Source organism: Pseudosporangium ferrugineum (assembly GCF_003002065.1).
GTDB classification, from domain to species: Bacteria; Actinomycetota; Actinomycetes; order Mycobacteriales; family Micromonosporaceae; genus Actinoplanes; species Actinoplanes ferrugineus_A.
Genome location: NZ_PVZG01000011.1, coordinates 242313 through 268568, shown reverse-complemented (window position 1 = coordinate 268568; position 26256 = coordinate 242313). Strand labels below are relative to the sequence as shown.

Genomic DNA, 26256 nt, shown 5'->3' with positions numbered 1-26256 from the left:
CCCGAATTCCGGGGTTATACACCGCTCTACGGGCACGTCGAGGTGCGCGCCCGGGGAGTGGTGACGCCGCGGTCCATGGTGGCGTTCTGGATGTCCGGGATCGAGGACGTCCCGGAGCGCTCCGGCGAGATCTGCGTGATGGAGATCTTCGGCTCGTCGGTGCGCGACGGAAGCTGCGAGGTCGGCATGGGGCTGCACCGGTTCCGGGACCCGGCACTCACCGAGGACTGGTCCGCGCCCCGGCTGGAGATCGACGTCGCCGACTTCCACACGTACGCGGTCGACTGGGCGCCGGATTCCCTCACCTTCGCCGTCGACGGCAAGGTGATCAAGCGGGTCGGCCAGGCACCCGGCTATCCCGTGCAGCTCATGCTCGCGGTCTCCGACTTCCCGGACAGGGCGGACTCGGCCGAGGTGCCGGTGCCCGAGCTCATCGTGTCGCACTTACGGGGTGACTCGAGCGACGCGCGCTCGACCGGGCAGGACATGCAGCGGGGGCCGCCACGACCCGAGCCGAGCTCCGAGCCGCTGATCGCGATGACCTCGATGCCCGCCCGCTCCAGCTGGGCGTTCGTCTCGACATTACGTTCATAGGCGACGCAGAGCCGGGGTGCCAGCGCGAGGGTGTTGTTGCCGTCGTCCCACTGCTCGCGCTCGGCGGTCACCGGGTCCAGGCCGGTGTCGATGAGCCGCAGCCGGTCGATGCCCATCGCCTCCGCCGCGGCGTACAGGAACGGCCGGGCCGCACCCACCACCGGCTCACCATCGAAACCCGAGGTCACCGGGTACGCCGTGAGCACGTCAGCCACATTCGGATACATCACCACGGCATCGACGTCCACCATGGTGCAGACGGTGTCGAGGTGCATGGTGGCCCGCTCCTGCGCGATCGGCACCGCGAGGATGGTGTGGGCCAGCCCGGCCGCGAACACCCGGCGGGCGAGCCGCTCGGCGCCGGCCGGGGTGGTGCGTTCCCCCACCCCGATGGCCAGCACGTTCGGGGCGAGCAGCAGCACGTCGCCACCCTCCACATGCTCGAGGCCGGGGGTGTAGAGCAGCTCAGTGCCGGCGAACCGCGGATGGTGCGTGTAGATGGCCCGGGTCAGCGTGGTCTCCCGGTTGCGGGCGGGCATCGCGAGGCTGGTGACGGCCACCCGGTCGCGTACCCACACCGAGGAGTCGCGGGTGAACAGCAGGTTGGGCAGCGGGTCGATGACGAAGTCGTGCCGGTCCATCAGCTCGTACACCAGGCCGCCCGCCTTGCCCGGGCCGGGCTTGACCTCCTCGTGGGCCAGGCCGGCCATGAGCACGTGGGCGAGGTCGCGGGGCCCGAGGTCGGCCAGGTGCGCCGCCACCCGTTCGCGCAGGCTGTCGCCCAGCCGGGGGCCGGCCAGCACCCCCTCGGTCAGCTCGGCGCGGGCCTCGGCGACCTCGAGCGTCTGCTCCAGCAGCTCGCCGAGGTAGAGCACCTCGACGCCGCGGTCGCGCAGCGCCTGGGCGAACCTGTCGTGCTCCTCCTGGGCGCGGCCGACCCAGGGGATGCCGTCGAAGAGAAGGCTGTCGTTGTTCCTCGGCGTCAGCCTCGCGAGCTCCGCGCCGGGCCGGTGCAACATGACGGTGGCGAGCCTGGCGACTTCACTGTCCACGTAAGGGGGCACGTACCGAGCCTAGAACCTCGGGGATCGGGCAGCGCGGCGAGCCGCTTTTGTCCCCACTGTCCGCATCCGCGGTGTGACGTTGAGCCAAGATCCGGGACACGGATGCGCTCGCGCTAAGGGCACGCTAACTTGGCGGAGGATGTTTCGGATCCCAGGGGAGTCCTAGGTCGCGTGATGCACCATACGGAAAAAGAGCTTGTGCGTGAATGCGGCATTCATCCCCACTCATTCCGCTTTCTTTCCCCTTCGATGGGTTGCTTCTGTACCGGGTCCAACACTTACCGTAGTGGACAGAGAGCCCGATGGACCTTTTGCCGGAGGTCGCAGTGACTGTCTTCCCCGCTCGCCCCGCCCTGCCCATCCCCCATCGCCCCCAACCCCCCGCGATCGACCCTCGACGCGCCGCACCGCCCGCGGCCATCGAACCGGTCCGGCCCAGCCCCGTCGAGTGGGCCCGTCGTCGTCGCGCCGAACGTGACGCGCGCCGGCTCGAAGCGGCCGGCGCCCGCGCGCTGACCCGCCTCGACCGCTTGGGACCCGCCTGGCACATCGTCGACTGGCCGCGTACCGACTCGCTGGGCTACGAGCACGACCCCAGCGACGAACGGGCCGGCTTCCTCGCCATCGGCCCCGGTGGCGTCTACGCGGTCACCGTCGCCGACCACGGTCGCGCCCGCGTCCTGATCGCCGGTGACGTGGTGCAGATCAACGGCAAGCGTCCCGCGTACGTGGCTGACGCGCGCCGCGACGCGAAGCGTGCCGGTCGCGCCATGAGCTCCGCCGTCGGTCTCACCGTGCCGGTGACGCCCGTGCTGGCCTTCGTCGGCTCCGGCGTGATCAGCGTCCACGGCCTGCCGAAGGACTGTCTCGTGGCCACCCACAAGGAGCTCGACCGCCTCCTGATCGCCGGCGGTGCGCGCATCTCGCCGGCCACCGCGAACAAACTCTCCGAGGTCGCTCAACACCCCGCCACCTGGGCAAACGCGCCCTACCGCCCCGGCGGTGACTACCGCTGGTACGCCGGGGGCCAAACGGCCGCTGACAAGCGGGCGACCCGCCGGTAACGTTCCTTGGAGCGCACCGCTCGTGGTCGAGGCTTGACGCGAGCGACGCCGGCCGGACACTCGAAGTGTGAGACGGTGGGTTCCGGAGCCTTTCCGGAGCCGCGGATCTCGGCTTCGTCGGTCCGGCCGGAGTCAGGTTCGCCCGAGGCACGGATAACAGGGAGGTGCGGGTGGCGCACGTCGAGCTCTCACTGTCGGGAGCGTTCGTGCCCCAGGCGCGGACGCCGGACGAATCGGAGTTCGTCTCGAACATCGACCGGTGGGCCGCGACGGTCTGGCAGGCCGTCGAGCCGTGCCTGGTGATCGACGTGGGTTACAGCATCGTCGCCGTCTCGCCCTCCGCCAGCGACCTGCTCGGCCTGGGCAAGGGCGCCGAGGTGGTGGGCCGTCCCCTGCTCGGCGGCGAGGGCGCCCTGCGCCTCATCGACTTCACCGCCGGCGGCGGCGACCTGACCGAGCAGGAGATCGAGAAGATCCCGCCCCGGCTCGCGCTGACCTCCGAGCGGCTGGCCCGCGGCCTGATGCGCATCCAGCAGCCGAACGAGGAGCGGCACGTGACGGTCGACGCGATCGCCACCCCGATCCTCGAGAACGGCCGGGTCGTCGCCTCCCTCACGTTCTTCTCGGCGATCCGCTACTGACACCGGAACAGTCCGTCCGTTCGTGTGGCGATCACCGCACCGGTAACCCATTGGGGTGAACGGGGTTCGGACCGTAGTGTTCCCCTCATGCTCGATCTAGATCTGCTACCGGAGGAGTACGCGGTGTGCCGGCTGCCGGCCGGATCCGCCCTGCCTGCTTCCCTCAGCAGCGGTCCGGACAAGGGCGTCATCTCGGTCACCTGGGCACCCGACGAGATGTCAGTCATCTGCCCGAGCGACCGCATCCCCGACGGCGCCACCGTGGAGGCGGCGTGGCGCTGCCTGCGCGTGGTGGGGCCGATGCACCTGGCGCTGACCGGGATACTCGCCTCGCTGGTCGGACCGCTGGCCGACGCCCGGGTCAACATCGTCGCCTTCTCGACGTACGACACGGACTACCTGCTCGTGCCGCAGGTCCGCCTCACCGAGGCGATGGACACCCTGACGGCCGTAGGCCACCGCATCACCGCCTGAGCCCCGGCGCCGCGGCCCGCCACCTCCCGCACGGCCCCGAGACCCGCCCACGCGTCTCGCATCTCGCGTCTCGCATCTCGCATCTCGCGGTCCGCGGCACTCGCTCGGGATGCGTTGCGCGGTCCCCCGGCGCCCGCGCGGTATGCGTTTCGCGCTCCCAGACCGAGCGCGCGCCCCCACCCGCGCGGCATGCCCTCCGCGGTCCCCGGACCGGCCGGGCTCCCACCCGCGCAGGGTGCGTTTCGCGGTCCCTGGACCGGCCGGGCTTCCACGGGCGTGGCGCGACCGAATCGATACGGTTTCACCGGCCTCGGACGCCTTACCATGGGCGCGTGCTGCGCAATGGTCGCCGCCGGGCCTGCGCGTTGTTCGCGCTGGTCGTGAGCGGCACGGGGGTGCTGGCGGGGTGCGGCGAACCGCCGGCCCCGCCCCTGACGGCGCCGCCACCGGGCCCGGCCGGCACCGTCACCGCCTCGGCGTCCGCGCCGGGATATCCGCCCGTGGTGGTGCCGACGACGTTGCCCACCGGGGTGCTGCCACCCACCGGGCTGCCGAACGCCACGCTGCCGACCGTGCCGTATACGCCGCCGCCGGTCGTCACGACCCCGCCGACGACCTCACCCGCGACGCCGGCGCCGCCGCCCGCGCCGAAGTGCACCGGCGGCCCGAGCCCGGCGCAGATCGTCGCGGTCGTCGAGGGAACGGCCGGCATCCCGGACCGCGAGCTCAAGGTCATCGACGGACCATTTTGCTCGGGTACGTGGCAATTCGCGACGATCGAGATCGTGGCCCGGCGCGGCGAGGAGAAGTACGAGCCCCTGTTCGTGGTGACCACCGGCAGCCCGGCGGCGCTGCAACTCGTCGAGGCCGGCACGGACGTGTGCAGCAAGCGCGTGCGGGACGACGCACCCCCCGGCGTCCGGGTCCGAGCCTGCGGCGCCTGACCACGCCGACGCCCAACCCTGCCCAGCGCTGACGCGGAGCTGCGCCTGACCCGGGGCGGCGTCGGCACGGACCGCGGCCGGTGGCTCTAGGGTGGGGGAATGCCCGGGACGCCACCTACCCGCTTCGTCTACCTCGGACCCGAGGGGACCTTCACCGAGCAGGCGCTGCGCACGATTCCCGCCGCCGAGCGGGGCATCCGGACCCCGGCCCGGAGCGTGCCCGAGGCGCTCGAGGCCGTGCGCAACGGCGAGGCCGATGCCGCCCTGGTGCCGCTCGAGAATTCGGTGGGCGGGGCCGTTCCGGTGACCCTGGACGAGCTGGGCACCGGCAGCCCGCTGGTGATCACCCGCGAGGTGGTGCTGCCGGTCGAGTTCGTGCTGGCCTCAGCGTCGCTGACGCCGATGGCCTCGATCCGTACGGTCGCCGCGCACCCTCAGGCGTCCGCGCAGTGCCGCAACTGGCTGCGCGCGAACCTGCCCGACGCCGTCGTGGTGGACGTCCTGTCCAACGCGGCCGCCGCGATCGCCGCCGCCGCCGGGGAGTACGACGCGGGGATCTGCGCGCCGATCGGGGTGCCGCGGAACAACCTCACCGTGCTGGCCGAGAAGATCGCCGACCACGCGGACGCGGTCACCCGGTTCGCGCTGCTCTCCCGCCCCGGGCCGCCCGCGCCGCCGAGCGGGGACGACGTGACCTCCCTCGCCGTCTCGATCGCCCACGACCGGGTCGGCGCGCTGCTCTCCGTGCTCACCGAGCTGGCCGTACGCGGCATCAACCTGTCCCGCATCGAGTCCCGCCCGACCGGCGAACAGCTCGGCGTCTACGTGTTCTTCCTCGACTGCACCGGCCACGTCGCCGAGACCCGGCTGGGCGAGGCGCTCCAGGGCCTCCGCCGCCTCTGCGCCGAGGTGCGGTTCCTGGGCTCGTACCCGCGCCACCGCTGGTCGAAGAAGGCCCGCGAGGAGCCGCCGCCCTCCCAGCCGGGCCTCACGAACGAGGACTTCGCCGACAGCGCGGCCTGGCTCGACCGCCTCCGCACCGGCGAACCCTCCTGACGCCTCCGAGTCGGCTCACCGGGCCGGCTAAGCCGAGCGAGGCCTCATAGCGGCAGCTCACGGGCTCATCTCACAACCGGCTCACCGGGCCAGCTCAACGCCGACGGCTCCGCGGCGGCGACCCAGCGGCGGCGACCCGGCGGCGGCCCAGCGGCGGCTCCGCGGCGGCGACCCAGCGGCGGCGACCCGGCGGCGACCCAGCGGCGGCTCCGCGGCGGCGACCCAGCGGCGGCTCCGCGGCGGCGACCCGGCGGCGGCTCCGTTGGGGGTGGCGCCGAGGCGCAGCGAGGCGGGGTGGCCACTCACGCAGAATGAAGGGCCAGGGCCAGCGGATGCTGGGCCCCGGCCCGGCCTCGACGGGAGTTGCGGTCCGCACCACCCACCGAGCTACGACAGAAAGCTCTTGATCTAGTTTCCGAGCAGGTTGCCGAGGATGCCGCCCTGCTGCTGCTGGCCGCCCGCGGCGCCGGCGAGGCCGCCCGGGGGTTCCTCGGACGGCTGGACCACGACGAAGCCCTGGCCGGCGAAGCTCATGGTGAAGCGTTCGCCGGTGGTGCGGCCCAGGAGGGTGCCGAGGCCGAGCTGCTCGGCGCGGTGGTAGCCGGTCTGCAGGTTGGCCGACCAGCAGATCGCGGCCTGCGGGTCGACGTAGGTGGGCTGGTCGACGGTGAGCACCACCGGGGTGCCCTTGGTCGTCACCGCGATCCGGCCGTAGCCGGAGAAGACGCAGTTGAACAGGCCCGCGTTGGAGAGCGCGCCGGCGCCCTGGACCATTTTGATGTCGTAGTTGAGGGTGGCGTCGAAGGCGAGGACGTTCGCGCCGTTGATGGAGAGGCCGTCGCCCGGCTCGAGGTCGATGAGGTGGATGTCGGCGGCGTTCTCGGCGAGGAAGACGTCGCCGTGGCCGCTGACCTTCATCAGGGGCACGCCCTCGCCGGTCAGCTTCTGCTTCAGGAACTTGCCGATGCCGCCGGAGCCGAGCGCCTCGAACTGCACCTGGCCCTGGTACGCGACCATCGAGCCGACGCGGGCCATGAACTCGCCGTTCAGCTCCGCCTTGAGCAGCTTGGAATTCTGGAGTCGCAGCCCCGGCTGGGAGGACTCCTTCTCAAGATTGTCGGCCGAGAACAGTTCGCTGCGCATGGAGGTCCTCCTGTAGGCGTTGACTCTCAGAGAGTAAGGCCCGGCGACAAGCGATCAACCCCAACCCAGCTCGTGCAGCCGCTGGTCGTCGATGCCGAAGTGGTGGGCGATCTCGTGCACCACCGTGATGGCCACCTCGTCGATGACGTCGGTCTCGGTGTCGCAGACCGCGAGGGTGGGCAGCCGGTAGATGGTGATCCGGTCGGGGAGCACGCCCGCGTAGTCCCAGCCGCGGCGGGTCAGGTCGGTGCCCTCGTAGAGGCCGAGCAGCCCGAGGCTGCCGTCCGGCGGCAGATCCTCCACCAGGATGACCACGTTGCTCATCTTCTGCAGCAGGTCAGGGGGCACCTCGTCGAGGGCCTCGCCCACCAGTTCCTCGAAGCGCTCACGGCTCATCTCGACCGGCACCGGACCATTGTGCTCCACCCACCTGAGAGCGGGTGGAGCACCGGATCGCGGGTGGTTCAGGAAAGCGTGGCGTTCAGGGTGATCTCGGCGCCCGGCGAGAGCAGGCGGGAGATCGGGCAGTTCTCCTTGGCGGCCTCGGCGATCTTCTGGAAGGTGCCGGCGTCCACGTTCGGGACGTCACCGACGGTCTCCAGGTCGATGCGGGTGACGCTGAAGCCGGCGTCGGTCTTGTCGAGGTGCACCTTGGCGGTGGTCTCGACGGAGGTGGGGGTGAAGCCCTCGTCGGCGAGCGCCTTCGAGAAGGCCATCGAGAAGCAGCCGGCGTGCGCGGCGCCGATGAGCTCCTCGGGGTTGGTCCCCTCGCCCTCTTCGAAGCGGGACTTGAAGGAGTAGTTCCCCTCGTACCCGCCCTTTCCGGTCTTGATGGAGCCGGAGCCCTCGGTGAGGTTGCCCGACCAGCGGGCGGAAGCAGTGCGAATAGGCATGCCTCAGACGCTAGTCCATCGCCGGCGATGCTGGCCGGTGGACGCCGGGCGGGCAATGATTGGGGCATGTCCGAACCGCAGGAGGCCGTGGTCGAATTCGGCCCGGAACCGCCGCCGTCCCGCCGGACCGGCGTGCCGGCCTTTCTCCGGGGCCTCGCCACCGACCGGCGGCTCGTGCCGCTCGCCGCGGCCCTGGGCGCGCTGGCGCTGTTCGGGTCGCTGGTCTCCGAGTGGCAGCTCACCGAGATCGACGCCACGGTGTTCCGGGACGTGCAGACCGGCACCCGCGCGTTCGGCGCCACGGTGGCCGACCTCGGCGGCTGGGGCGCGGCGTACCTGGTCGGGCTGTTCCTGCTGACGGCGAGCGTGGTGCTCACCCTCTTCGGGCCGCCCGGTGGCCGCGTGTACGCCCGGCTCACCGCGTTGAGCACCGGCGGTGTGCAGCTCGCGATCGTGCTGGCGCTGTGGTCGTCGCTCGACGAGACGACCCGGGTGGCCGGGCAGCTCGACGTGAGCGGGCTGGACAGCGACGAGATCACGCTGACGCTCGGCCGCGGCCCGTGGTGCGCGGCGTTCGGAGTCGTCCTGGTGCTGCTCGCCGTGTATCTCGCCGGACGGCTGTACCCGCCGGTCACGGCGCCGGGACGCGAGCCGGCGGCCGGGGAGGAGGCCGAGGCCGGGCCGCCGCCGGTGTGGTCGTGGCGCCGGCCGTCGGCCGAGGACGAGACGCCGCCCGACGCGCCGTTCGACCTGACCGTCACCCCGGCCCAGCCGTGGACGGCCTCCGACGACAGCCGGGACAAGCCCAGCTAGGCATATCCAGGTGAAGACCGGACACGGGCGCCGGTAGGCTCATCAATCGTGATTGACCTGCGACTGCTCCGCGAAGAACCCGAGCTGTTCCGCGCCAGCCAGCGACTGCGCGGCGAGTCCCCCGGCAAGGTGGACGAGCTGCTGCGCGCCGACGAGGAGCGACGGGCCGCCACCCAGCGGTTCGAGGCCGTACGGGCCGAGCAGAAGTCCCTCGGCAAGCAGGTCGCGAAGGCCTCCGGCGACGAGCGCGCGGCGCTGCTCGCCCGCACCAAGGAGCTGGCCGCCGAGGTGAAGACGGCCGAGGCGGCGACGACCGCGGCGGACGAGGCGCTGCGCCGGGCCCACCTGGCCGTGCCCAACCTGGTGCAGGACGGGGTGCCGCCGGGCGGCGAGGACGACTTCGTCGTGCTGCGCGAGGTCGGCGAGATCCCGGCCATCGAGAAGCCCCGCGACCACCTCGAGATCGGCGAGGCGCTGGGCGCGATCGACACCGAGCGCGGCGCGAAGGTGTCCGGCTCGCGGTTCTACTTCCTCACCGGCGTCGGCGCGCTGCTGCAGCTCGGCATGCTGCAGATGGCCATCGCCCAGGCCGTCGAGCGGGGCTTCACGCCGTCGATCACCCCGTCGCTGGTCCGCCCGGAGGCGATGGAGGGCACCGGCTTCCTCGGCAGCCACGCGAGCGAGGTGTACCGGCTCGAGGCCGACGACCTGTACCTGGTGGGTACGTCGGAGGTGCCGCTGGCGGCGTACCACTCGAACGAGATCCTCGACCTCGACGGCGGCGCCGAGCGGTTCGCGGGCTGGTCGTCGTGCTACCGCCGGGAGGCCGGCTCGCACGGCAAGGACGTCCGCGGCATCCTGCGCGTGCACCAGTTCGACAAGGTGGAGATGTTCTCCTTCTGCCGGCCCGAGGAGGCCGAGGCCGAGCACCAGCGGCTGCTCGCCATGGAGGAGGAGATGCTCGCCAAGGTCGAGGTGCCGTACCGGGTGATCGACGTCGCCGCCGGTGACCTGGGCTCGAGCGCGGCCCGCAAGTTCGACTGCGAGGCCTGGGTACCGTCGCAGGGTCGCTACCGCGAGGTGACCTCGACGTCGAACTGCACCACGTTCCAGGCGCGCCGGCTGAACATCCGCTACCGGGACGCCGACGGCCGCCCGCAGACGGCGGCGACGCTCAACGGCACGCTCGCCACGACCCGCTGGCTGATCCCGATCCTGGAGAACCACCAGCAGCCCGACGGCTCGGTACGCGTCCCCAAGGCGCTCCAGCCGTACCTGGGCGGCCGGGACGTCCTGGAACCGATTCGCTAACCGTTAATCCACCGTCCCGCTACCTGAAGTCATAGCCGCTGGTAGCGGGGCCGGTGTAACGTTTTCCTTCCGCCCTCCGCGGGGGTAGCCCCACCCTCGGAGGTTCAGATGACCAGACCCGGTCTGCCGAAGCTCATCGCGACCGACCTGGACGGCACCCTCGTCCGCAGCGACGACACGGTCTCCGCGTACACGCACGAGGTGCTGGACCGGGTCCGGGCCGCCGGCATCCGGATCGTGGGCGCCACCGGCCGCGGGCCCCGGCTCACCGAGCTGACCCGCAACGACATCCGCGCCGCCGACTTCCTCGTGCTGGCGCAGGGCGGCTGGGTCATCGACCAGAACGAGTCCCAGCTGCTGCGGAGCACGCGCCTGCCCGGCCGGGACCTGGCCATCGCGCTGCAGAACCTGGAGGCCGAGGTCGGGCCGCTCTCGGTCATGGTGGAGGCGCTGGAGCACGACGACGCCCCGCTCTGGGGCGACTTCGACCCGACCTGGCGCTACCCGGTCACCGTGGAGGCGCGTACCCGGGCCGAGTGCCTCACCGGCGAGGTGATCAAGGCGTTCGCGCGGTCCTTCACCCGTGACGTCGACGACCTGCTCGCCGCCGCCCAGCGGATCATCCCGCCGCAGGTGGCGACGGTCACCCAGGCCGGGCTCAACTACGTCGAGATCTGCCCGCCGGACGTCGACAAGGGCACCGGGCTCGCCGTGGTCGCGCAGGCCGTCGGGGTGGATCCCGGGGATGTCCTCGTCTTCGGGGACATGCCCAACGACCTGCCCATGTTCGCCTGGGCGGGCTGGGGCCGGGTGGCCGTCAGCAACGCGCATCCCACCCTGCTCGCGGTCGCCGACGAGGTCACGTCGAGCAACGACGAGGACGGGGTGGCGGTCTATCTCGACCGGCTACTGTCGAGGTGATGCCTCAGCAATTCCGCCTCGTCGCCTCGGACATCGACGGCACCCTGATCCGCAGCGACGGCACGCTCAGTCCCCGTACGATCAAGATCCTCGACCGGTTGCAGGACCGCGGCGTGCCGGCGGTCCTGGTCACCGGCCGGCCCGTGCGCTGGCTGCGCCAGCTCTACGACCAGATGGCCGAGCCGCTGCCGGCGGTCTGCGCCAACGGCGCCGTGGTCTACGACCCCGGCACCGACGAGATTCTGCGGGCCGCTCCGCTCGCGGTGGACCTGCTCCTCGACGTGACCGAGCGGCTGCGCGAGGCGGTGCCCGACGTCACCCTCGCGGTGGAGGTCGAGGACGGCAGAAAATTCTGGTACGAGGAGAGCTGGCCGTTGCACTGGGACGGCGACCACGATTCGGTACGCCTGCTCACCGCCCCGGAGGACCTGACCTCGGCACCGGCGGTGAAGCTGCTGGCCCGCTCCGCGAGTCACGGCCCCGACGAGTTCGCCGCGCTGGTCAGCCGCACCCTCGGTGCTCTGGCCGAGGCGACCCACTCGTCCAAGTCCGCGCTGGTGGAGATCTCCGCCGCGGGCGTGACGAAGGCCGCCGGCCTGGCCTGGCTCTGCGAGCGCGACGGGATCGAGGCCGAGCGGGTCGTCGCGTTCGGGGACATGCCGAACGACCTGCCCCTGCTGGCGTGGGCAGGCCGTTCCGTGGCGATGGGCAACGCGCACCCCGCCGTCAAGGAGATCGCCGACGAGGTGGCGCTCACCAACGACGAGGACGGGGTGGCCGCGTACCTGGAGGAGCTGTTCGGGTTATAGGTACTGGCCGGTGCGGCCGGTGCCGTCGCCGCCGCCCTGGCCGGGCATGCCGGGGATGATCCCGTTCGGGCCCATCGGCAGCGCCGGGCGCCCCTGCCCGCCGCGCATCTGCTCGAGCTGGAGCCGGGCCGCCATCTGCTGCGCGACCAGCGCCGCCTGGATGCCGTGGAACAGCCCCTCCAGCCAGCCCACGAGCTGAGCCTGGGCGATGCGCAGCTCCGCCTCGCTCGGCGGCGTCTCGGACTCGAACGGCAGGGACAGTCGCTCCAGCTCCTGCTGCAGCTCGGGCGCGAGGCCGTCCTCCAGCTCCTTGATCGAGCGCTGGTGGATCTCCCGCAGCCGGCCCCGGCTGGCCTCGTCGAGAGGAGCCGCCCGGACCTCCTCGAGCAGCTGCTTGATCATGCTGCCGATCCGCATGACCTTGGCCGGCTGCTCGATCAGGTTGCCCGGCTCCTCCGCCTTCATCGTGCCGTCGGACTCCACCGTGCCCAGCGGGCGGCCGTCGGGGCCCACCACGATGACGGAGCCGTCTTCCTGCTTGTCTTGGGTGCGGGTGTCGTCGGTCATGCGATCCATCTTCCCTCGCATCCACCACCGCCCCACATCAGGGGCTTTCGCTACGGGCGCAGCTCGGCCACGACGCACTTGACGCTGCCGCCGCCCCGCTTGAGCTCACTCAGCTCCACATGCACCGGGGTGTAGCCGGCCGCGCGGACCTTCTCGCCCATCGCCATCGCCTCGGTGTTCAGCACGACGTGATGCCCGTCGCTCACGAGGTTGAGGGCGAAGGCCTCCGCGTCGGCGCGGTCGGCGATCACCGCGTCCGGGAAGAGCTGGGCGAGGACGCGCTGCGACGCCGGCGAGAACGCCTCGGGGTAGTACGTGATGTGCCGGTCGTCGAGCGCCGCCAGGGCCGTGTCGAGGTGGTAGAACGCCGGATCGACCAGCCGCAGCGACACCACCGGACGGCCCAGGACCTCCTGCGCCTCGGCGTGCGCGGCCGGGTCGGTGCGGAAGCCGTACCCGGCCAGGATCAGGCCCCCGTACGCCCCCGGCAGGTACGCGAAGTCACCCTCGCCCTCGTTGATGTGCAGCGGGTCGGCGTACGTCCACGAGCCGCCGGCGTAGAACAGGCGGTGCGCGTCGGCCTCGGCGGCACGCTGCGGGTGCCGGAAGCGGGCGCCGTACACCTTGCCGTCGACGGAGAACGCGCCGTTGGCGGCGTACACCATGTCGGGCAGGCCGGGGGCGGGGTCGAGCACATGCACGGCGTGCCCCAGGTCGCTGAGGGTGTCACGGAGCAGATGCCACTGCTTGAGCGCGAGGGCCGGGTCGACCGGGACGGTGGTGTCCATCCAGGGATTGATGGCGTACTCGACCGTGAAGTGCTCGGGGGGACACATGAGGTATGTCCTGTTTCGCGGCAAGCGCTCCGTGTGGCTCATGTCGTAAAGGGTAGGTAGGCTGAGACGGCCGAAACAGCTCAATCCCTTGCTCGTCGGAGGCGAATCGTTGCAGATGGACGCCGTAGACAAGCGAATCATTGCGTTGCTGGTGGCCGACGCCCGAGCCTCGTACGCGGAGATCGGCGCCAAGGTCTCCCTCTCCGCGCCGGCGGTCAAGCGGCGCGTCGACCGGCTGCGCTCCAGCGGCGTCATCAAGGGATTCACGACCGTCATCGAGCCGGCCGCCGTCGGCTGGACCACGGAGGCCTTCGTCGAGCTGTTCTGCACCGGCCGCACCACCCCGGCGCAGATCACCGTCGCGACCCGGCGGCACCCCGAGGTGGTCGGCGCGTACACGGTCTCCGGGCAGGCGGACGCGCTCGTGCACCTGCGGGCCGCCGACATCGCGCACCTCGAGCAGGCGCTCGAACGGCTCCGCGCCGAGCCGTTCGTGACCTCCACGCGCAGCATGGTGGTGCTGTCCCGCCTCGTCGAGACCCCCACCCCGGTGCCCGCGACCAATTAGCCGGAACCCGCGGCGGCCACCCCGCGTCCCACCCCCATGGCACGCCGACTCGTTCTCTGCACCGCGCTCGCCGTCGCGCTCCCGCTCACCGGGTGCACGGCGGATTCACCGGAACCCACGCCGCCCCCGCCCGTGCCGGGACCGATGCGGCTCGTCGCCTTCGACTCCTGCCGGCAGCTCGAGGCCGATCTGAAGCGGGCGGCGAAGGCGGGCGTCGGCCCGTACGGATTCCCCGGCAACGAGATCCTGCCCGCCAACGCCTCGGTCCGCGGCGCCCGGACGATGGCGGACGCCGCCGAGGCGCAGGCGCCCCCGCCCGGGCCGGCCCACTCGGGCACCAACAACCACGAGCAGGACGCGGACGAGCCGGACATCGTGAAGACCGACGGGCGCCGGATCGTGACGGTCGACCAGGGCGCGCTGCGCGTGGTGGACGCCGCCACCCGCCGCCAGACCGGGAAGCTCGACCTGCCGCTGCAGACCGTGGGCGGCCCGGTCGAGCTGCTGCTCTCCGGCGACGTCGCGCTCGTGCTCGTGCCGGGCGGCGTCCGCCGCTACGTGACGGACCGGAAGATGCCGGTCGAGGCGGGGCCGCAGGTGCTGTCCGTCGACCTGACCGGCGCGCCCCGCCTCGTCAGCCGCTACGAGGGCGAGGGCACCGTGGTCGACGCCCGCCTCACCGGCACCACCGCCCGGGTCGTGCTGCGCGCCGCACCCCGGATCACGTTCCCCGACAAGGGAGACGACGACAACGACCGCATCGAGGCCAACCGCAAGGCGATCGACCGGGCGGACGTCGCGGCGTGGCTGCCGTCCTGGCAGGTCACCACGGGTGCTGACACCGAGAGGGGCCGCACGGACTGCGGCCGGGTGAGCCGTCCCACCGACTTCTCCGCCGCCTCGCTGGTCAGCGTGCTGACGTTCGACCTGACCCGGCCGGAGCTCGGCAGCGGCGACCCGGTCACGGTGGTCGCCGACGGTGACACCGTGTACGCGACGGGAACCAGCCTCTACCTGGCCAGCGACCAGCGCTGGCGCCTCGACCGGTTCCGCGGGCGGGCCGCGATGCCGGTCCGGCAGGAGACCGACCTCTACCGCTTCACCCTCACGGGCAACCAGCCTCCCGCGTACGCCGCGGCCGGCAAGGTGCCGGGCTTCCTGATCAACCAGTACGCGCTGTCCGAATGGGACGGCCACCTGCGCGTCGCCACCACGTCCTCCGCCGCCACGACGTCCTCCGCCGCCACGACGTCCTCCGCGGTGCGGGTGCTCCGGCAGCAGGGCGGGGAGCTCGTGCAGACCGGGGTGGTCGAGGGCCTCGGCAAGGGCGAGCAGATCTATTCCGTACGCTTCATCGGCCCCCGTGGGTACGTAGTGACGTTCCGGCAGACCGACCCGCTGTACAGCGTCGACCTGAGCGACCCGGCGAAGCCGGAGGTGACCGGCGAACTCAAGATCACGGGTTACTCGGCGCACCTTCAGCCGGCGGGCGACGGGCGGCTGATCGGGGTGGGCCAGGAGGCGGACGGGAACGGCCGGACACGCGGCACCCAGGTGTCCCTCTTCGACGTCTCGGACCCGGCCCGGCCCCGGCGCCTCGCCCAGCACCACATCCCGGGCGGCCAGTCCGAGGCCGAATGGGACCCGCACGCCCTCCTCTGGTGGCCGGCGACGAAGCTCCTGGTCGTGCCGGTGTCGGCGTACTCCTTCGACGGCGGCACGACGACGGACGGCGCCCTGGCGTTGCGGGTCGGCGAGGCCGGGGTGACGCGGGTGGCGACGCTGAAGCAGCCGGCCATCCGGAGGTCGCTGGTGATCGGGGACGTGTTGTGGACGCTGTCGGACGGGGGACTACAGGCGTCCAGCCTGTCCACCATGGAGCGGGTGGCCTGGCTGCCTAACGCCTGATCGCTCGGGCCGTTCTTCCGGAGGGCTCCTAGAGGTACATGCCCGGGCGGTGGTCCTCGCCGGTGGTCTTGTCCTTGGCGGGGGCCGGCTTGTCGCCCTCGCCGAAGAAGCGCTTGCCGCCGAACTCGCCGTGCAGCCGGTCGTCGAGTTCGTCGGCGAGGCCGGTCATCACCTGCACGGCCAGCATGAGGTGGGTGGCCTGGAAGTTGCGGCCGAACACCGGGATGGACGCCCAGACGGTGTCCTGCGCGCAGTACAGCCGGCCGATCGGCATCCGGTTGGTCAGCTCGGAGAGCTTCACGTAGAGCTGCTCCGTCGGCTCGACCTCGGTGAGGATCGGCGAGAAGACGTCGACCAGCGGCGGGTTGTCGCGTACCCGGACGAAAACCATCGCCGAGCCGGCCCGGATGCCGATGTCGCCGTCGGTGTCGACCTGGAGCTGATCGACGGTGGTCTTGGACATCGTGGCGACGACGGTGCGCACCCGCTCCTCGAGCGGCACCACCTCGTCGGCGGCGTTCGCCAGCGCCTCGGAGAGCACCCCGTCCTCGTCCAGGTCGTCGAGGCTCAACTCCTCGTCGATCGACGGCTCGTGCCGGGCGGTGGCCAGCGGCGTCGTCTCGATCGGCTCGTCGTCCTCGTCGTGCACGAGATACACGAGGAACGCCGGGTGCGGGGCGCCGTACACATCACGCAGCGTGCGCGAGACCACGGTCGCCAGCTGCTTCGCGCCGTCGACGGTGGTCCGCAACCCGAACGAATCTCCCGACCCGGCCAGCACACCCGGCGGCGACCACCCCAGCGCGACCAGGTCAGCGACCGTGGCGCGGTCCATCCGGAACCCGGCGGGCAGCCCGGCGTTACCGACGGCGAGCGCCTCGACGACCCCATCCGGCAGCAGCCGGATGCTCACCGAATACACGGCGTCACCGGTGCCCGACGCGGTCGGATCCAGGGTGAGATCGACGTGCGCCCCCGGACTCAGGGTCGGCAACAGCACGGCGAGCGCCGCAGCGAACTCCCGCCACGCCTCGGTCACCTTCGCCCGCAGGTCGGCCGTGGTCGGCTCGTCGAGCAGGACGCCCTCTGGCTGGTCAGCAGTGTTCTCCGCCGTCATGATCGTCACCTCCGCCCCGCCACCCTATCGAGCGACGCGGACGGACAGCGGCCGCGTCTCATTCCCGACGTTGCGTTCCCTCGGGCCGGTGCTGCCCGGGGTCGTCAGGATCTGTTCCGGTCGCGGTCACCGGTGGGCCGCTGGTGCGGTTGTCGGCGGGCCACTTCAGCGCCAGCTCGGTGAGGCGCGCGGCCACGTCCGCGGGATCGGCGCCGCGTCCCACGGCCACCCCCATCAGGTACGCCGAGAGCGGCGCCCCCGGCCGCACGACGTTGTGCGCGACATCGCGGGCCACGTCCAGCACCACCGTCCGCTGCACGTCGGCGGGACTCAGCCCCAGCTCGGCCGCGGCGACCTTGAGCCACTCCTCGAGTACGTTCACCTGGCCCATTCCTCCGCGGTCCGCAGGTCGTCGTCGGTATCGCAGTCGAACCACGGCGGCGGCCCCGGGCGGCGCCACGAGACCTCGATGAACCGCAGGTGCTCGAGCAGCGCGTGCATCGAGGCACCGTGCAGACCGCCACGTTCCTCGGCGAGTTTCGCGACCGCCTCGCGCAGGGCCGCCGTACGCCAGACCCCGCACAACGTCTGCCGCCGCCCCTCGGCATCGCGGTAGAGCGCACCCTGCATCGGCGCGGACTCGACGGTGAGACGCAGCACATCGATCGCCTCGCCGGTCAGCAGCGGCAGGTCGGCGGCGAGCAGCGCGGTGAAGCTCACGTCCTCGGGCACCAGGGCAAGACCGGCAGCGGTGGCAGCCACCGGGCCGCCGCCGCGCGGCTCCTCGCTCGTGGAAGCCACCTCGACGGGCAGGTCGGGAGGCACGCGCCCGACCACCACCTGCGGATCGGCGTCATGCACCGCGGCCAGCACCCGGGTCAGCATCGACTGCCCGGCGACCGGGATGGCAGCCTTGTCCGCTCCACCCATCCGACGCGCCGCACCGCCGGCCAGCACCACCGCCGCGAATCCCCCCACGTACGTACCGTATCCCGCCGAGCCCGCGAGCGTGACTGTGCGGAGCGCGACAACCCGAGAACGCCGGTCCGGGCGCCCGGATCGGACGCGCGGTAGCCCGCTGGCTTGCGCAAGACGACCTCGCCGGATCGGACGCGGGAGCCCCGCTGGATTGGGCAAGGCGATCACGCCGGATCGGACGTGCGGCAGCCCACTGGCTTGGGCGAGACGATCACGCCGGGTCGGACGTGCGGCTGCCGGTGAGCCGGCGCGGACGGACGGTGGGTCGCGCCCGCGGGCGGTTTCCGGAGATCGGCCTACGCTGACGGTATGGCGCGGACGATGAACCGGCGGCCCGTGGTCAAGATCGATCTTGACGGGGCCGGACCCCGGCGCCGGCCGGACGATCTGGCCGCCGAGGAGCCGCTGGAGATCCGGCTGCGCGGAGAACCGCTCGCCGTCACCATGCGGACGCCGGGACAGGACATCGACCTCGCGATGGGGTTCCTGCTCACCGAGGGGATCATCCGCACGCAGGAAGACGTGGTCACCGCCCAGCTGTGTGCCGGCACCGACGCGCCGAACACGTACAACGTGGTGGAGGTGGTGCTCGGGGCGCACGTACCGCCGCCGGTCACCGATCCGAGCCGCACCTTCTACACGACCAGCTCGTGCGGGGTGTGCGGGAAGGCGAGCATCGACGCCGTGCGTACCCGATCGCCGTTCGACCTGGGGGCCGACCGGTCGGCCGTGGCGGCCCGGACGCTGGCCGAGCTGCCGGACAAGTTGCGGGCCGCGCAGCGGACGTTCGCGCGTACGGGCGGGCTGCACGCGGCCGGGCTCTTCACCGCGGAGGGGAACCTGGTCGTGCTGCGCGAGGACGTCGGCCGGCACAACGCGGTGGACAAGGTCGTCGGGTGGGCCCTGCGCGAGGGGAGGCTGCCGCTGGCGGGACACGTGCTCCTCGTGTCGGGACGGGCGAGTTTCGAGCTGACCCAGAAGGCGTGGATGGCCGGGATTCCGCTGCTCGCGGCGGTCTCCGCACCCAGCACGCTCGCGGCCGAACTCGCCGACGAGGCGGGGATGACCCTGGTGGGCTTCCTCCGCGGCCGGTCGATGAACGTCTACACGGGAACCGAGCGCGTAACCGTCTGAGTTCGTTAGGTCTTCGGGGCCCATTAATCCGGGCCACCCGGAGCTGACATTCACGGTCATGAGGCTGGCCAGCGTCCGTACCCCTGGATCGCTGGGAGCCCCGACATGGCACTGTCGCGACGTACCCTCCTGCTCAGCAGTGCGGCGGTCGGTGCGGCCACCGCCGCGACGACCTGGCCACTGGCCGCCTCGGCCGCGCCGTACCGCGGACCGCTGCGCACCGACCCGTTCACCCTCGGGGTGGCCTCCGGAGACCCCGACGCCGACGGTTTCGTCCTCTGGACCCGGCTGGCGCCCACGCCGCTGGCCGACGACGGGCTCGGCGGGATGCCGGCCCGCGACGTGCCCGTCCAGTGGGAACTCGCCGCGGACTCCCGCTTCCGGAAGATCGTCCGCCGCGGTGTCGTCGTGGCCCGGCAGTCGTCGGCTCACGCCGTACACGTGGAATTGAACGGCCTGCTGCCCGCGCGGGAGTACTTCTACCGGTTCCGCGCCGAGCGGTACCTGTCCCCGGTCGGCCGTACGCGCACGGCTCCGCCGCGGTGGGCGATGCCCGCCTCGCTCGCCATGTCCTTCGTGTCGTGTTCGCAGTACGAGCACGGCTACTTCACCGCGTACCGGCGGCTGGCGGAGGACGAGCCGGAGCTGGTGCTTCACCTGGGCGACTACCAGTACGAGTACGCGGCCGGCACGTACAACGCCCCGGGCGGCAACCCGCGCGATCATCTGGGACCCGAGACCGTCACGCTGGCCAACTACCGGCAGCGGCACGCCCAGTACAAGACCGACCCCGACCTGCAGGCCGCCCACGCCGTGGCGCCGTGGGCGGTGGTCTTCGACGACCACGAGATCGAGAACAACTGGGCCGACGAGGTGCCCGAGCAGCCGGACCCGAACTTCCTCGCCCGGCGGGCGGCGGCCTTCCAGGCGTACTACGAGAACATGCCGCTGCGGCGCACCTCCCTTCCGCAGGGGATCGACATGCAGCTCTACCGCCGGCTGCACTGGGGACGGCTGGCCACGTTCCACATGCTCGACACCCGCCAGTTCCGTGACGACCAGGGCTGTGGGGACGGATACAAGGACTGCCCGGCCGCCATCGACCCGGCCCGCTCGATCACCGGCGCCGAGCAGGAGGCCTGGCTGCTCGACGGCTTCCACCGCTCGACGGCCCGCTGGGACGTCCTGGGCCAGCAGGTCTTCTTCGGCCAGCGCGACAACAACTCGGGCCCCGCGAAGGTCGTGAGCATGGACAGCTGGGACGGCTACGCGGCCTCCCGCGACCGGATCACCCGCGGATGGGTCGACGCCGGCGTGCGCAACCCGGTCGTGCTGACCGGCGACGTCCACGCCCACTGGGCCGACGAACTCAAGCTCGACTGGACGGACCCGACGTCGCGCACGGTGGGAACCGAGCTGGTCTGCTCCTCGATCACCTCGACGGGGGACGGGGCGGACGTCGTGCCGGGCATCCACCCGTGGGCCGCCTGGAACCCGCACCTGCGGTTCTACAACAACCAGCGCGGGTACGTCCGCACGACGATCACCTCTTCGGCGATGACCGCCGACTTCCGGGTCCTCCCGTACGTGACCAGGCCCGACGCGCCGGCGCACACCCGGGCGACCTTCGTGATCGAGGACCGCGTGCCCGGCCTGCACCAGACCGCCGACACCCCCACGCCGGGCGGAACCTCCGCGCTGCGTGCCGGAGACCTCGGTGCCGCAACAGTGCAGCAGGAGACCGTACGGCCGTAGCGCACAGCGGCGCCTCATGTCCGGCGGCGGGTGCGCTCGTGCCTGCTGCCGGACCTGGCACCTCCCGGCCGGGGACCGGCGTCACAGGTGCGGCCTCTGCCCACGGGCGCCGGCCATCCCTTGACGGCGGACGGTGGGATCGCCGCATACAGGGCGGCGTTCATCGCCAGGGCCAGCTCGTAGTGCTGGTCCGCCTCGAGCGCCCGGTCCACCGCGATGGTCGCCAGCGCGCCCAGGCTGGCACGCCAGGCGACGAAGGCCAGCAGTGATGCCGGAGGCGCCACCCGGGACGGGTTGACCCGGCGCACGACGTCCGACCAGAACGCCACCTGCCATTTGTCCGTGCCGCTGCGGACCCAGGCGTAGTCCCGGACGGGCACGAAGGTCAGCAGAAGCCCGAGCCAGGCCACCTCGTCGTCGGTGAGGCAGCCTCCCGACCGGTAGCGCCGCTCCGCCGCCCGTACGGCCGCCCGGCCGGCCCGCAGAAGCAGGCGGCGATCGCGCGGGCTCTCCGGGCCTGGCGTGTCGTCGCCTGCCGCTCCGGGTGGCGCGCCGGCCGGAACAAGCTCGAACATCCTGGCCAGCGCGCGCATCTCGGCCTCGGCCATCCGCCGGCGTTCGTCACCGGTCACCGGTGTGAGCTGAGCCTCGAGGTCCTTGCGGCTGGGCAGCGCGACCGCCCCCGCGAAGGTCGCCGTCGTGGCCACGACGCTGTCGGGCGGGTCGCACGGCCTGCCCTCCACCGGGCAACAGGACAGGTCGGTGCACTTGTAGGACCAGTACCGCCCGTCCGTGACCCGGAACTCGTCGATGATCAGGATGCCGGCCCGGCTCAGGGCGCTCGAGAGCCGTCGGAGGGCGGGCGTGACGCGGGCGCTCTCGCCGTACCCGAGGAGGGTTATGGCTTCGGGTTGCTGCTCGGCGATGAGCGTGGCGAGGTGCAGCACCGGCGCGCGGGCCTCGAGGTCGGGGACGCCGGGTTCCGGCAGGTCGATGCGGGCCGCGAAGGCGAGCTCGGCGCCCTTCACCGCGGCGACCACCAGGCTGTCCTCGGGGTGGAAACCGATCAGGAACGGCACCGCCGAGATGAGGTCGGCCGGCGTGCGCACTTTCAGCTTCGTCATGCCCAGCAGCGTGGCCCGGATCGCCCGGCGGCCGCGTGCCGAAGGCTCGGGGCTGTGGATAACGGCGCATTGTGGATAACCGGTCCGGGCCGACCGGGCCGTGGAACGCTGGCGGTCCGCCCGATCCGAGACCTCAGGAGCGGAATTGAAGCTCGTGCAGTTCCAGGCCGTCCTGCTGCCACTCGTGCGAGTGGCGGTCAAGATCCATCGTCAATTCGATCGACGACACCACGTCGTAGCCCGCCGCGTGCAGGCTCCGGATCGCGTCCACGTTCCGGGAGGCGGGGGAGATCGTCAGCGACAGCATGTTGCGCTTCTTGGCCTCCTGCGCCACGTGACTCAGCAGCCGGCGGCCCACACCCTTGTGCCGGTGCGTGGCCGTCACGACGACCGGCTCGACCTCGCCCGCGCGCCCACGCATGATCAGCCCGACCAGGCCGATCACCCCGTCGTCCGCGTGATCGGCGACCCACAGGCCGCCGAGATCCAGGCGCGTCAGGTATTCCTCGAAGCCGGCGCCCCCGTCGTCGGGCGCGTCGCCGTACATCCGGTCGCGCTGGGCCGTCAGCTCGGACCACAGACGGCGGCCGGAACTGTGATCGCTCGGCCGGTACGAACGCACAGCCACAGGTGTCATGCCGACATTTTGACTCCGATTCGAGTGGCCCGTAACCCGAAGTGGAAGATAAGGCGGTGGATCTGCCGTATCTGCGCGCGCACCCGCAGCACCTCCCGACATTTCTCACCCATCAGCGGATTCGTGAGACGCCCGTCAGCGGGGGTGATGTGTGCCGTGCATCGCGCCTGACCTTGGACGACGGCTTCTCCCTGTTCGCCAAGACGTGGCCCTCGGGGAAAGCGCCCGAGCATTTCTTCGCGACGGAGGCGGCGGGGCTGAGGTGGCTGCGCGAGGCCGGGGCAACGCCGGTTCCCGAGGTGTTCGTCGCGCTCGACGAGATGCTCGCCCTCGAATGGGTCGAGCCCGGCCCGGCTTCGTCCGCGGCCGCCGAACGATTCGGGCGGGAGCTCGCGGGGGTGCATCGGGCCGGGGCGGAGAGCTTCGGGGCGGAGTGGACCGGCTTCATCGGGCCGTTGTCGCTGGACAACACGCCTTCGCCGGGGCCGTGGGGGGCTTGGTTCGCGGAGCGACGGCTGCGGCCGTACCTGAGGATCTCGGCCGATCGCGGCGCGCTCTCGGCGGCCGACGTCACGCTCGTCGAGCGGATCCTGTCGCGGATCGATTCGTACGGCGGGGACGAGGCGCCCTCGCGGATCCACGGGGACCTGTGGCCGGGGAACGTGCTGTGGGGCGCGGACGGGCGGGGATGGCTCGTGGACCCGGCGGCGCACGGTGGGCATCGGGAGAGCGATCTGGCGCAACTGGCACTGTTCGGCGGGGCTCCGCACCTGGAGACGATTCTCGCCTCCTATCGGGAGGCCTGGCCGCTGGGCGAGGGGTGGCGGGAACGGGTGCCGCTGCATCAGCTCCACCTGCTGCTCGTGCACACCGCGGCGTTCGGGGAGGCATATCGGGGGGCTGTGCGAGCCGCGGCGGAGGCTGCGTTGAGGAGTTAGGCGGGGTGTCCGGCCGCCGGCGGCTCGGTGCCTGTCGGGCGGGCGGTGGGGTGGTTCGGCGGCGTGGGCTGTACCGCACTCCGGTATGCGTGCGGCCAAATGTCACACCCAAGCGCTAAATTCGATCAGTGACCGAGCTTGCTGTGCCTGCCGTGCCGCCGCGGGATTCCGTGCGGCGGGGCGTGCTTGCCGACCGGTTCGGCCGGGTGGCGACCGACCTTCGGGTGTCGTTGACCGACCGCTGCAACTTGCGGTGCACCTATTGCATGCCCGAGGAGGGGCTGGCGTGGATGCCCCGGGAGCAGCAACTCACCGATGACGAGGTGGGGCGGCTCATCCGGATCGCGGTCGAAGGGCTGGGCGTGACCGAGGTGCGGTTCACCGGCGGCGAGCCCTTGATCCGGCGAGGGCTGCTGGGCATCGTGTCGGCTGCCGCCGCGCTCCGGCCGCGGCCCAAGCTGTCCGTCACCACGAACGGGATCGGGCTGGAACGGATGGCGGCGCCGCTGCGGGACGCCGGGCTCGACCGGGTGAACGTCTCGCTCGACACGTTGTCGCCGTCGCGGTTCGAGCAGCTCACGCACCGCGATCGGCATGCCGACGTGCTGAAGGGGCTGGCCGGGGCGGCGGCGGCCGGGCTGACACCGGTGAAGATCAACACTGTGCTGATGCGGGGCATCAACGATGACGAGGCGCCGGCGCTCCTGCGGTTCGCGCTGGACCATGGGTACGAGCTGAGGTTCATCGAGCAGATGCCGCTGGATGCTCAGCACCAGTGGGACCGGCACGAGATGGTGACGGCGGAGGCCATTCTTCAGTCGCTCGAGGCGTACGGGCTGGAGCCTGATCCGGTTTCACGTGGAACCGCGCCGGCCGAGACGTGGGTGGTGCCGGGGTACGTGGATGCGGCCGGGAAGCCCGCGCGGGTCGGGGTGATCGGGAGTGTGACCCGGCCCTTCTGCGGGGACTGCGACCGTACCCGGCTGACCGCGGACGGCCAGGTGCGCAACTGCCTCTTCGCCACCGGCGAGTCGGACCTGCGGGGGCTGCTGCGTGGCGGCGCCTCCGACGACGAGGTCGCCGACGCATGGCGTGCCGCGATGTGGGGGAAGAAGCCCGGTCACGGCATCGACGACCCGAAGTTCCTCCAGCCGGTGCGGCCCATGTCCGCGATCGGCGGGTGACAGGAGTGCTTCAGGTGCGGTATTTCGCGGGGGCCCGAGCGGCCGCTGGCGGCGTGCACGAAGAGTCGATCGGCGCCACGTCGCTCGACGACCTGGCGACCGTCCTCGTCGAACGACACGGTGAGCGGCTCGCCGTGGTGCTGAAGGCCGCGAGCTTCCTGGTCGACGGGCTCGCCTGCCATGACCGCCGGGCGGCGCTGCCCGCCGGGGCGACCGTCGACATCCTTCCGCCGTTCGCAGGGGGCTGAGCTTGATCGGCCTGCTCGGGGTGGTCCTCGCCGTCACCGGTTTGATCCACCTCTACCTGTGGAAACGCCTCGTCCGCGATCCGCTGCGCAAGGGCTTGGCCCGCCGCCTCGGGACTGCGGCGGTGGTGCTCTTGGCGCTCCTCGTGCCGACCACGCTGATCGGCACGCGCGCCGGGTTCGGCAAGTGGCTGGCCTGGCCGGGCTACCTGTGGCTCGCGCTGATGTTCTACCTGCTGGTCATCCTGGCGGCGCTGGAGATCCCCCGGCTGATCGCCAACCTGTGGATCCGCGCCCGCTCAAGGTCAGAGCCCGACTCCAACTCGGCCGCGAACGTCGGCGCGAGCGCGAGCGGGGACTCCGGCGCGAGCGTTGGCGTGGGCGTGAAGGGGGACTCCGGCGCCGGCGCGGGCGCGAGCGGGGACTCCAGCGCGAGCGTTGGCGTGGGTGTGGGCTCGGGCGCGAGCTCCGGGGCGGGGGCGAGCGCGGGCGCGGATTCTGGCGCCGGGGTTTCAGTCGGCGACGTTGCGCCTTCCTCGCGCGGTGGGAGCGACGCGTCGGCGCCGTCCGAGGCCCTCATGCCCGAGGCGCGGGGGGTTGAGCGGCGGTTGCTGCTGGCGCGGGGGGCCGCGATCTTCGCGGGGCTCACTGCCGCGGGCATCACCGGGTACGGCGTGAAGACCGCGCTCGGGGGGCCGCGGCTTGATCGGGTGCAGTTGCCGCTGGCGAAGCTTCCGCGGGCCATGGACGGTACGCGGCTCGCCGTGGTGTCCGATATTCATCTGGGGCCGCTCACCGGCGTGCGGCACACCGAGCGCATCGTGGAGCTGATCAACTCCGTCAACGCCGACATTGTCTGCATTGTCGGGGACCTTGTGGACGGGAACGTGGCCGAGCTGGGGAAGGCCGCGGCTCCGTTGGCCGGCATTCAGGCTCGCCGGGGGGCCTACTTCGTGACCGGGAACCACGAGTACTACTCCGGGTTCCAGGAGTGGATGGCCGAGGTGGCGCGGCTGGGAGTACGGCCGCTGCGGAACGAGCGGCTGGAGCTCGACGGGCTGGACCTTGCCGGCGTCAACGACCTCGGGGGCGTCGAGGTCGGCGACGGGCCCGACTTCGAGCGGGCGCTCGGGGACCGGGATCCGGCGCGGCCCGTCGTGTTGATGGCGCACCAGCCCCTCGCGGCCCGGGACGCGGCGCCGTACGGGGTCGATCTCCAGGTCTCCGGGCACACCCACGGCGGGCAGATGGCGCCCTTCAACCTGCTGGTCAAGCTGGAGCAGCCGGTGGTGAGCGGGCTCGGCAAGGTCGACGGGGTGCCGGTGTACGTGACGAACGGCGCCGGGTTCTGGGGGCCGCCGGTCCGCGTCGGGGCGCCGCCGCAGGTCTCGGTGATCGACCTCCGCACGCCATAACAAGACAGCGCGGCGGCGGTCGGGCGACAGGACGGCGGTCGGGCGACGGGACGGCGGTCGGGCGCGGTCGGGCGACGGGGCAACGGGCGGGCGACGGGCGGGCGCGGTCGGACGGCGGTCGGG

The 26256-nt window shown here is 71.9% G+C and carries 28 protein-coding genes and 1 pseudogene; 18 read left to right on the top strand and 11 right to left on the bottom strand.

Annotated features, from left to right (window positions below; genetic code table 11):
• Positions 1-75: 75 nt before the first annotated feature.
• Positions 76-306, top strand: a pseudogene (locus CLV70_RS41210) (glycoside hydrolase family 16 protein); the annotation flags it as partial.
• A gap of 47 nt (positions 307-353) precedes the next feature.
• Here CLV70_RS41210 and CLV70_RS23735 read toward each other — a convergent pair.
• Positions 354-1658 carry an arginine deiminase gene (locus tag CLV70_RS23735; protein ID WP_211303851.1) on the bottom strand — a complete coding sequence of 435 codons (1305 nt, stop codon included), beginning with the start codon at positions 1656-1658 and terminating at the stop codon, positions 354-356.
• Between the two features lie 326 nt (positions 1659-1984).
• Here CLV70_RS23735 and CLV70_RS23730 point away from each other — a divergent pair, with 326 nt between their 5' ends.
• The 5 genes from CLV70_RS23730 (at position 1985) to pheA (ending at position 5837) form a co-directional block, all read left to right on the top strand.
• Complete coding sequence (locus tag CLV70_RS23730) at positions 1985-2722, top strand: hypothetical protein (RefSeq protein ID WP_106128777.1); 738 nt, start codon at positions 1985-1987, stop codon at positions 2720-2722.
• Positions 2723-2892: 170 nt separating this feature from the next.
• Positions 2893-3363 carry a hypothetical protein gene (locus tag CLV70_RS23725; protein ID WP_106128845.1) on the top strand — a complete coding sequence of 157 codons (471 nt, stop codon included), beginning with the start codon at positions 2893-2895 and terminating at the stop codon, positions 3361-3363.
• A gap of 87 nt (positions 3364-3450) precedes the next feature.
• Positions 3451-3837: an ACT domain-containing protein gene (locus CLV70_RS23720; RefSeq protein ID WP_106128776.1), complete on the top strand. Its 387-nt coding sequence runs from the start codon at positions 3451-3453 to the stop codon at positions 3835-3837.
• Between the two features lie 332 nt (positions 3838-4169).
• Positions 4170-4781 carry a hypothetical protein gene (locus tag CLV70_RS39780; RefSeq protein ID WP_158277809.1) on the top strand — a complete coding sequence of 204 codons (612 nt, stop codon included), beginning with the start codon at positions 4170-4172 and terminating at the stop codon, positions 4779-4781.
• A 99-nt stretch (positions 4782-4880) separates the two neighbouring features.
• Positions 4881-5837: a prephenate dehydratase gene (pheA, locus tag CLV70_RS23710; protein ID WP_106128775.1), complete on the top strand. Its 957-nt coding sequence runs from the start codon at positions 4881-4883 to the stop codon at positions 5835-5837.
• 408 nt (positions 5838-6245) lie between these two features.
• On the opposite strand, the gene CLV70_RS23705 is transcribed toward pheA, so the two are convergent.
• The 3 genes from CLV70_RS23705 to CLV70_RS23695 form a co-directional block, all read right to left on the bottom strand.
• On the bottom strand, positions 6246-6980 hold the full coding sequence (locus CLV70_RS23705; RefSeq protein ID WP_106128774.1) for an AIM24 family protein: 735 nt from the start codon (positions 6978-6980) through the stop codon (positions 6246-6248).
• A gap of 54 nt (positions 6981-7034) precedes the next feature.
• On the bottom strand, positions 7035-7376 hold the full coding sequence (locus CLV70_RS23700; protein WP_106128844.1) for a metallopeptidase family protein: 342 nt from the start codon (positions 7374-7376) through the stop codon (positions 7035-7037).
• 68 nt (positions 7377-7444) lie between these two features.
• Positions 7445-7873, bottom strand: coding sequence for an OsmC family protein (locus CLV70_RS23695; protein WP_106128773.1), 429 nt, complete (start codon positions 7871-7873; stop codon positions 7445-7447).
• Positions 7874-7939: 66 nt separating this feature from the next.
• On the opposite strand from CLV70_RS23695, the gene CLV70_RS23690 reads away from it, so the two are divergent.
• From CLV70_RS23690 to CLV70_RS23675, 4 genes are all read left to right on the top strand, one after another.
• Entirely contained in the window at positions 7940-8686 is a 747-nt protein-coding gene (locus CLV70_RS23690; RefSeq protein WP_106128772.1) for a hypothetical protein, read from the top strand.
• Between the two features lie 48 nt (positions 8687-8734).
• On the top strand, positions 8735-9997 hold the full coding sequence (gene serS / locus CLV70_RS23685) for a serine--tRNA ligase (RefSeq protein WP_106128771.1): 1263 nt from the start codon (positions 8735-8737) through the stop codon (positions 9995-9997).
• Positions 9998-10105: 108 nt separating this feature from the next.
• Entirely contained in the window at positions 10106-10918 is an 813-nt protein-coding gene (locus CLV70_RS23680; RefSeq protein WP_106128770.1) for an HAD family hydrolase, read from the top strand.
• The gene (locus CLV70_RS23675; protein WP_106128769.1) at positions 10918-11727 is read left to right on the top strand and encodes an HAD family hydrolase; all 810 of its coding nucleotides are present in this window, start codon (positions 10918-10920) and stop codon (positions 11725-11727) included. The genes CLV70_RS23680 and CLV70_RS23675 overlap by 1 nt, the downstream gene beginning before the upstream one ends.
• Here the strand turns inward: CLV70_RS23675 and CLV70_RS23670 are convergent.
• Both CLV70_RS23670 and ddaH read right to left on the bottom strand, forming a co-directional pair.
• On the bottom strand, positions 11722-12294 hold the full coding sequence (locus CLV70_RS23670; protein WP_106128768.1) for a bacterial proteasome activator family protein: 573 nt from the start codon (positions 12292-12294) through the stop codon (positions 11722-11724). The two genes, CLV70_RS23675 and CLV70_RS23670, sit on opposite strands and share 6 nt — an antisense overlap.
• 50 nt (positions 12295-12344) lie before the next feature.
• Entirely contained in the window at positions 12345-13172 is an 828-nt protein-coding gene (ddaH, locus tag CLV70_RS23665; RefSeq protein WP_106128767.1) for a dimethylargininase, read from the bottom strand.
• A gap of 67 nt (positions 13173-13239) precedes the next feature.
• Between ddaH and CLV70_RS23660 the strand changes: the two genes are divergently transcribed.
• On the top strand, positions 13240-13698 hold the full coding sequence (locus CLV70_RS23660) for an Lrp/AsnC family transcriptional regulator (RefSeq protein WP_106128766.1): 459 nt from the start codon (positions 13240-13242) through the stop codon (positions 13696-13698).
• 36 nt (positions 13699-13734) lie between these two features.
• Positions 13735-15606: a beta-propeller domain-containing protein gene (locus tag CLV70_RS23655; protein ID WP_106128765.1), complete on the top strand. Its 1872-nt coding sequence runs from the start codon at positions 13735-13737 to the stop codon at positions 15604-15606.
• A gap of 28 nt (positions 15607-15634) precedes the next feature.
• Here CLV70_RS23655 and CLV70_RS23650 read toward each other — a convergent pair whose 3' ends face one another.
• From CLV70_RS23650 to mobA, 3 genes are read right to left on the bottom strand one after another with little or no spacing between them, the layout of a single operon-like run.
• Complete coding sequence (locus CLV70_RS23650) at positions 15635-16723, bottom strand: T3SS (YopN, CesT) and YbjN peptide-binding chaperone 1 (RefSeq protein ID WP_106128843.1); 1089 nt, start codon at positions 16721-16723, stop codon at positions 15635-15637.
• 58 nt (positions 16724-16781) lie between these two features.
• A complete protein-coding gene (locus CLV70_RS23645) occupies positions 16782-17105 on the bottom strand; it encodes a DUF6457 domain-containing protein (RefSeq protein WP_245908413.1) in 324 nt (107 codons plus the stop codon).
• Positions 17102-17701 carry a molybdenum cofactor guanylyltransferase gene (gene mobA, locus CLV70_RS23640; protein WP_281260485.1) on the bottom strand — a complete coding sequence of 200 codons (600 nt, stop codon included), beginning with the start codon at positions 17699-17701 and terminating at the stop codon, positions 17102-17104. The genes CLV70_RS23645 and mobA overlap by 4 nt, the downstream gene beginning before the upstream one ends.
• Before the next feature lie 309 nt (positions 17702-18010).
• Between mobA and fdhD the strand changes: the two genes are divergently transcribed.
• The gene (gene fdhD / locus CLV70_RS23635; RefSeq protein ID WP_106128763.1) at positions 18011-18835 is read left to right on the top strand and encodes a formate dehydrogenase accessory sulfurtransferase FdhD; all 825 of its coding nucleotides are present in this window, start codon (positions 18011-18013) and stop codon (positions 18833-18835) included.
• Between the two features lie 105 nt (positions 18836-18940).
• Complete coding sequence (locus tag CLV70_RS23630; protein WP_106128762.1) at positions 18941-20590, top strand: alkaline phosphatase D family protein; 1650 nt, start codon at positions 18941-18943, stop codon at positions 20588-20590.
• A 14-nt stretch (positions 20591-20604) separates the two neighbouring features.
• Here CLV70_RS23630 and CLV70_RS23625 read toward each other — a convergent pair whose 3' ends face one another.
• Both CLV70_RS23625 and CLV70_RS23620 read right to left on the bottom strand, forming a co-directional pair.
• Positions 20605-21714 carry a DUF4192 domain-containing protein gene (locus tag CLV70_RS23625; RefSeq protein ID WP_106128761.1) on the bottom strand — a complete coding sequence of 370 codons (1110 nt, stop codon included), beginning with the start codon at positions 21712-21714 and terminating at the stop codon, positions 20605-20607.
• A gap of 133 nt (positions 21715-21847) precedes the next feature.
• On the bottom strand, positions 21848-22351 hold the full coding sequence (locus CLV70_RS23620; protein WP_106128760.1) for a GNAT family N-acetyltransferase: 504 nt from the start codon (positions 22349-22351) through the stop codon (positions 21848-21850).
• 56 nt (positions 22352-22407) lie between these two features.
• Between CLV70_RS23620 and CLV70_RS23615 the strand changes: the two genes are divergently transcribed.
• The 4 genes from CLV70_RS23615 to CLV70_RS23600 all read left to right on the top strand — a co-directional run bounded on the left by CLV70_RS23615 (position 22408) and on the right by CLV70_RS23600 (position 26133).
• Complete coding sequence (locus CLV70_RS23615; RefSeq protein WP_106128842.1) at positions 22408-23289, top strand: fructosamine kinase family protein; 882 nt, start codon at positions 22408-22410, stop codon at positions 23287-23289.
• A 128-nt stretch (positions 23290-23417) separates the two neighbouring features.
• The gene (gene moaA, locus CLV70_RS23610; RefSeq protein WP_245908412.1) at positions 23418-24473 is read left to right on the top strand and encodes a GTP 3',8-cyclase MoaA; all 1056 of its coding nucleotides are present in this window, start codon (positions 23418-23420) and stop codon (positions 24471-24473) included.
• Positions 24377-24721, top strand: coding sequence for a MoaD/ThiS family protein (locus CLV70_RS23605; protein WP_106128758.1), 345 nt, complete (start codon positions 24377-24379; stop codon positions 24719-24721). Before moaA ends, CLV70_RS23605 begins: the two co-directional genes overlap by 97 nt.
• A gap of 41 nt (positions 24722-24762) precedes the next feature.
• Positions 24763-26133 carry a metallophosphoesterase gene (locus CLV70_RS23600; protein ID WP_425440210.1) on the top strand — a complete coding sequence of 457 codons (1371 nt, stop codon included), beginning with the start codon at positions 24763-24765 and terminating at the stop codon, positions 26131-26133.
• Positions 26134-26256: the final 123 nt, after the last annotated feature.